This is a genomic window from Rhodothermales bacterium (assembly GCA_013002345.1).
In the GTDB taxonomy this organism is placed as follows: Bacteria; Bacteroidota; Rhodothermia; order Rhodothermales; family JABDKH01; genus JABDKH01.
Genome location: JABDKH010000065.1, coordinates 1 through 4,296 on the forward strand (window position 1 = coordinate 1; position 4,296 = coordinate 4,296).

The 4,296-nt window shown below is 57.1% G+C and carries 2 protein-coding genes; both read left to right on the top strand.

The genetic code is table 11. The features are described 5' to 3' along the window. The coding region (locus tag HKN37_03410) for a DUF2163 domain-containing protein (protein NNE45688.1) at nucleotides 1-600 on the top strand (600 nt) is incomplete at its 5' end. Nucleotides 601-604: 4 nt separating this feature from the next. Then, the coding region (locus HKN37_03415) for a hypothetical protein (GenBank protein ID NNE45689.1) at nucleotides 605-4,296 on the top strand (3,692 nt) is incomplete at its 3' end.

The following is a 4,296-nucleotide window of genomic DNA, read 5'->3' on the forward strand; positions in this document are numbered from 1 at the left end:
CTCGACTTTGCCGAAGTGCGTACCCAGATCGTTAACTATGAATCACTCGCCGACGGCGGACTGTGGCTGAACCGGGGGTACATCGGCAAGGTCACGGTGAAGAACGACCAGTACGTGGCAGAGCTGCGTGGACTCTCCCAGATCGCCTCCCAGCAGATACTGGAACTCTACAGTCCGGGCTGTCGTTATGACTTGGGCAGTCGTCGCTGCACGGTGGACATCACCACGGGACCGTTTTTTGTCACCAGTTCCATCAGCACGATCGTGGAGGATCGTATCGAGTTCACCAGTGGACTGGGTCAGGCGGCAGGGTACTTTGACTACGGCAAGATCACGTTCACCTCGGGTGACAACTCGGGGCTGGCCATGGAGGTCAAGGCACACACCGGCGGCGGCAACATCGAACTGTGGCAGCCGCTACCCTTCGCGTTCCAGATCGGGGATACCTTCGAGGCGGTGGCCGGGTGTGATAAAACACTGGCAACGTGCCGTGACAAGTTCAGTAATTTGCTTAACCACGGGGGGTTTCCACACCTGCCCGGTGAGGACGAACTGGCTAAGGTACTGGTACCGAAGCGCCCCGATGTAACGACGGGCTAGACCGTTGGGGGACATCAGCAAAAGTTTAGGGCTGGGCGTATTTGGCTTTTTCGTCGGGCTTTATCTGGGTGGCTTGCCCGGTGCATTCTGGGGTTGGTCGGCAGGTTCGACGCTCGGCTCCTTTCTGGATATGCAAGGCTCCGGCAGTTACACCGAAGGAAAACGGCTCACCGATTTTAAAGCCCTGAACTCCAAGTACGGTATCCCCATCCCCCGTGGTTACGGCAGTGCACGCTTCGGCGGCAACATGATCTGGTCCAGTCCTGTCAGGGAGGTGGAGGAGATACAGAAAAGCTGTGCGCAAACCGGCCCCGCGTTCTTCGGTCTCCCCATCAACCAAAGCTGCAACGTGGTGGTGACCTTCCGTTACTACCAGTCAGCAGCGATCGCCTTCGCCGAAGGTCCTGCGTGTGCCGTGCCCCGCGTCTGGGCCGACGGGCAGGTCGTGGTGGACACCCGACCGATAAACGCACCCGGCGTTGCCATGCTCACACACCGACGGGCGGACATCTCCCCCTGTAGGCCGGAGAGCATCGCCGCGTTCAAGGTGTACTTGGGCACCGCCACGCAGCAGGTAGATCCTCGCGTAGCGTTCTGGGACGGGCCGGAGAATTCAGAAAGTGGACTCGACGAAGCTATCCCGTTTCGCAACATCGTCTACGTCATGGTGACCGATATCGACCTTGAACCTTACGGTTACCGGATACCCGTACTGTCGGCGGAGGTGTCGTTTCAGAACTGCGACCCACCGGTGTTTACCTACATGGATGAGTCGGAGCTGCACGTTAATAACAACGGCGGCATCCGGATGGGTTGGGATCAGGGTGGTCTGGTTCGTCGCAGGCCCAACATCGGGTGGGGGTACAGTGCGTTGTCTGGTGTGCGGACGCTGCATGACTTTCTCACAGGTCGCATCATTTTCCAGAACGAAGCTGAGCGCGGTGTGCCGTGGGCGATGTTCTCCGCAGCGGGGGGTTTGACTCGAGACATGGGGCCGAACTACGAAATCGTGGATGCCTACTTCCCGTTTGGTGATGTCTTTTTCAGTAGCGTATCGAATTTCATTACGGGCTACCAAAGCGTCATCCTGCGCTTGGAGTTACCACTGGCTTTTTGGGGCCGTACGGGCACCTCCTTTTTTGATGAGCTGCGTAGTGGGTTCTGGTCCGTATTTGCACTCGGTTCCGGTATTGTTTTCTACCCCGCATCGAACGCGGAAAGTGAGGAGTTCACCGAATTCCGGCAAGTGGAAACGTTTAACCCGGAAACCAATGAGCTGGAGGTCTCGACCGTTGGTTATATCCGGGATCGACTCCCGCAGACCAGCGGGTTTACCACGGGCAACAGTCCCTATCTGGACACCATCGGTGATCCGGGGGACGAAGGAAAGCTCAAGTACCACCAGCTCTACGAAGGGGAACCGCTGGCTGATCGGGGTGGTTATGTCTTCCCGGATACCGAGTGCGGCATCTGGTGGCTGGCCAATGGCTCGGCGGGGGACTTTACCTACCTGAGTTACCTCAAACCCATCGCCGGGAATATCGTGGAACCGCTGGGGTCCCTACACATCAAGTTCAGTGACGGCACCCCCGTCTCGGGGGCCAGTGTGGCGTACTGCCCCACCAATGATGTCATGCTGTTCCACGTTGGGACCAAGCTCTATAAGGTGACTCGCGAGGATGCCGTTGGCCGCTTCGGTACGATTCCTCTGGAGCTGCTCCTGCCGGTGGAAACTGAAACGGAGCTGGTCATTGATTACAACACCAGTGGTGATACGGGCCAGTTTGTAGACGGTGTTCATGACGGTGTGTTCTTCGGCACGGAGAGCACCGGATCCGGCCTGATTCGCTTCATCGACATCGCGACGATGACACCGATCGACAGTCGTCCCGACGGCTCTAACAGCACCGATCTCTTTGGTGTGTCCTCTGGCCATGATGGGTTCAACTCACAGTCACACTACATCCCGCATCTTGATGCTACGTGGAATAAGAACCACCTGATGACATGGTGGCGGGGGTGGAGTCCGGGTCTGCCCCTGAGTGAGATCGTCACTGACTTGATGACCCGCAGTGATGGGGACCAGCGAGCAAGACTCACTCCAGCGGACATCGATGTATCGGAACTTACCGATATCGTGAAGGGGTTCGCCGTGCTGTCACAGGGGCCGATTCGTAACTACGTAACATCGCTGCAGCAGGCGTACCAGTTCGATGCTGTGGAGTCCGACGGCAAGATCAAGTTTTTAAAGCGCGGGCGGGCGATTACGACGAACTTAACTGAAGATCGTATGGCCGCGCACAACTATGACTCCTCACGGGATGACAAGTACGAGCCGCTTAATCACGAACGACATAGCGATGTTGAACTGCCGAACGAGCTGGCGGTGACCTACACCTCCTTTGAAGATGAACTGCTCCAAGGCACGCAAAGAGCACGCCGACAAGTGAAGGACGCGCAGAGTAATCGGGAACTGACCTTGCCGATAGTGCTGGACAAGGACGAGGCTGCGCAGATCGCTGACATCGTGCTCAGTGAAGCATGGATGGCACGCTCCAAACCGTTCATTTTTAACCTCGGTCCTGAGCATTTACGCATTGACCCCTCGGACGTTATCGACGTCACGATGCGGGACGGCACCTACTACAAACTGCGTGTGGTGCGCACCACCATCGGTGCTAACGGCATCATCAGTTGTGAGGCAGCGGAGGAGTTCACCAGCATCTACTCATCAACGGCAGTGGGTATCGAAAACTTGGCCGAACCCAAGGGTGTGCCCTCCGATGACCTTGAGCCGATCATCTACGATATAAGTGCACGATGCCTGCAACTGCCGGAGACGGATAACCAAGCGGGCGTTTTGTTAGGCATCGGCTCAAATGCGGAGCTGTGTGTCGGCGGCACCGTCTGGCTGTATGAGTTTATCGACAACGTGCAGACCTCGTTTCTTGCTGCTGCCAAGGGGGAGGCCAACTGTGCCTGCTGGGGTACCTGCACACAGGAAATAGGCCACATCTCCGGACCCAACGTGACCAACGTCAAGGACACGGAGATCAGCATCAAGCTGAACATCCTCGGTGGCGTGATTCCGGAATCCCAAACGGATGCTGAAGCGCTGGCGGGTAAACAGTGCCTGATCCTCGGCAATGAGATCATCGGGTTCACCACGGTAACGAAGGATTTTAATGAGGGTGTCATCGGTACGGATATCTACAGCGGAGGTACCTTGTTCGCTCCGCTTATCCTGTCAACGACGACGGACTTCACCACGATTCTCGCCGATGGAGATACATTTACGCTACGTCGGGAAAACACGATCCAGCCCTATCGGGGCAAGGCCTACGTAGCACAAACGGTTACCGCGAACCAGATCACGATCGGCACCGGTCAATTGCTGCAAGGCAATGAGTTCCCGGTTGCCGGTGAGCAGGTGCTCATCGGTAAAGGACCGTTTAACCAGATCACGCTGACAGGACTGTACCGGGGACTCTACGGTACGGAGAACCATCGCTATCATCCGGAGGGCGAGTATGCGACGTTCACACAGGAACTGAGCTTCGGCCCGATGGAGAACCCTCCGGCGGTGGGGGAGCCGTTAACGGCGTACACCATCCCGTCGGGCATCTCGCAGAACATTCGCACGAACAAGACCATCCCTTACGTTGCGGCCAACTTAAAACCATGGCCCGTACAGAA